This window comes from Mesorhizobium sp. B1-1-5, from assembly GCF_006443065.1.
Lineage (GTDB): Bacteria > Pseudomonadota > Alphaproteobacteria > Rhizobiales > Rhizobiaceae > Mesorhizobium.
Genome location: NZ_VFWS01000345.1, coordinates 1 through 1,529, shown reverse-complemented (window position 1 = coordinate 1,529; position 1,529 = coordinate 1). Strand labels below are relative to the sequence as shown.

The window sequence follows — 1,529 nt, the reverse complement described above, 5'->3', positions numbered from 1 at the left end:
TTCTCGCCGGCCGGCCGCGCTACGACCTCGAGTCCGAGATTGGATACCTTTACGCGCCCGCCTTCGCCGCGCTCTATATTCCGTTCTTGAATCTGGGACCGCATCTTGGCGGGCTGGTCTGGCATGCCCTCGGTTTCGCCGTTCTCACCATTGCCGCGGCGCGGCAGGTGCATAAGCTGGGCGGACAGGAGCAGACCTGGCTGCTTTCCTTCGGCCTCTTCCTCGCTTTACCGATGACACTGGGCGCCATCCGCAACGGCCAGGCGACAATCCTGCTGACCGGCGCCTGCTGGCTCTTGACCCTGTCGGCACTGGAAGGAAGGCGTGCGGAGACCTTTTTTTGGGCCTCGCTTGCCATCACGGCCAAGCCGACCGCGATCATCATGCTGCTGTTGGTGGGGGCGTTGCGCCCGCGGCTGATACCGGCCCTTGTGCTGGCAGTGCTGTTCGTGCTCGCCATACCCTACGCTTTCGCTCCCGCCGGCTACCTGAACGAGCAGTATGGCGATTTCGCCCGCATGCTGACGTCGATGGCCGTCGACAAGACCAGCCATTTTGTTCCTACCGATTTCACCGCGCCCTTTATCGAGATGGGGCTGCCCGTTCCGGATTCGGTTGCCACGGCGGTGCGCGTCGTGATCGGCCTGCTGACGCTCTCGATCGTGCTCTGGTTCGACCGCAAGCTCGAACAAGGAGCGGCCGGACTCGCGATCTTCCTGGCGGCCGCCTTCTACATGTGCGTCTTCAACCCGCGCGTCGAGCCCAACACCTATGCGATGATCGCGGTTCCCGCCGGCCTTGCCATTGCCCTGTTGTGGCGCGAAGAAAAAGGTGGCGTCCTGGCCTGCGTGCTGTCCATGACTTTATTCCTGACAGGTTTGACCGGTGTCGAGCGCCACATGCATGACTTTCTCTATCCCTGGTTTCGGCCGATCACGGTCACTTTCATCGCCTGCTTCCTGATATGGTGGTTCTGGGCCAAGGCGCGGCAAAAATTGGTGAATGCGGAGCCTGTCGCCCATGGCTGAGATGCGCCCGACACTCGATATCGTGGCGCCGTTCTTCAACGAGGCGCAATCGGCGACGGCTTTCGCGGCATTGCTCGACGCGCTCGAGGCGGCGGTGTCGAGCCGCTTCGGCATGCAAGTCCACAAGATCCTGGTCGACGACGGCAGCCGGGACGATAGCGCCGGGCGGTTTTCGCAGGCACTTTCGGGATCCTGGGAAATCGTGCGCCTCAGCCGCAATTTCGGCAAGGAGGTCGCCGTGCTCGCCGGCCTCGACCACTCGCGGGGCGACATGGTGCTTGTCATGGACGCGGATCTGCAGCACTCCCTGGAGACCAGCCTGAAGATGATCGTCGAGCTGGCTGAGAATCCGGACGTCGACGTCGTCTACGCGCAGAACGACCGGCGCGGGGCAAGCTGGCGGCGCAGCCAGTTGGCGAAACTGTTCTACAGCCTGATCAACAGCAGCCAGCGGTTCGATATTCCCGAGAATGCAGGCGACTTTCGCGTCATGCGCGGCAC

Annotated in this window: 2 protein-coding genes; both read left to right on the top strand. The window is 62.8% G+C overall.

Features of this window, described 5'->3' with window-relative positions:
* Positions 1-1,028, top strand: a 1,028-nt coding sequence (locus tag FJ980_RS31185; protein ID WP_140547388.1) for a glycosyltransferase family 87 protein, incomplete at its 5' end; no start/stop codon positions are given.
* Positions 1,021-1,529 (top strand): glycosyltransferase (locus tag FJ980_RS31180; protein ID WP_140547387.1); only part of this gene is annotated, 509 nt, incomplete at its 3' end. The genes FJ980_RS31185 and FJ980_RS31180, both read left to right, overlap by 8 nt.